The sequence below is a fragment of the Piscirickettsia salmonis LF-89 = ATCC VR-1361 genome (assembly GCF_000297215.2).
GTDB lineage: Bacteria > Pseudomonadota > Gammaproteobacteria > Piscirickettsiales > Piscirickettsiaceae > Piscirickettsia > Piscirickettsia salmonis.
On the sequence record NZ_AMFF02000272.1, the window covers coordinates 1 to 800 of the forward strand.

1 protein-coding gene is annotated in these 800 nt (G+C 36.5%); it reads left to right on the plus strand.

Annotated elements, in window-relative coordinates:
- Positions 1 to 165 precede the first annotated feature (165 nt).
- Positions 166 to 800, plus strand: a 635-nt coding sequence (locus C200_RS14035; protein WP_155276096.1) for a hypothetical protein, incomplete at its 3' end; no start/stop codon positions are given.

An 800-nucleotide genomic window follows, 5' to 3' on the forward strand; every position in this document is an offset into this window, starting at 1 on the left:
CCTGTGCGTAAGGTGAGATACCAATGTAAAAGCCAATTGTTTTTCTCCTAGGAAAACCCTCTTAGAAAATAGATAAATGAATTAATATCGGAATTATAATTAATGAATCAGCTTAAAATAAAAAAAATAAGCAAGAAATTATTATATATAGCAATCCCATTCATATTGCCAATATTGTATGACTATTCTTTTTCTTCTATTACCACCAATGTTGAATTAGTGAATGCTACTCCTGTTCATATAGGGTTTGACTGGAGCTATGGACACTGCATATATAGCAGCCACAGTAGAGATTGGGATGGTATTTCTTATGATTCACTAGATAACCTTACTCGAGTAAGCTTGGGACCTGGAGAAGTCAGTTATTTAGAGATCGATGGCAGACAAGCTAATACCTGTTATGATGAAGCGCCTGAGCTTGGCATTAAAAGCTATATGAAATCTGCACCTTACCTGTATACACAGCATGACTATCAATTAAATAGTGCTGCTATGGGTAACTCTGGAGATAGTAATGAAGCTGATTTTTGTAATGACTACAATTTTAACCAGTCAACTTACAAAACCACTTGCAATAGCCATGAAAGCTATGCAGGTGGATCCACTGATGGACTCCAGCAATTTATTTGCCCAATGGGGAACAACACAGATGGAAGTTCAGATTCGGGGAAATTTCTATTAGTTATAGTCAGCGAATTTGACTTTAAAAACACCTTTAACTACGACACATTTTGTAAATGTGTTAAAGATAACATTCCTACGTTTTCAGGCGCATCAGGGAGTCGTAAGCGTCGCTACCT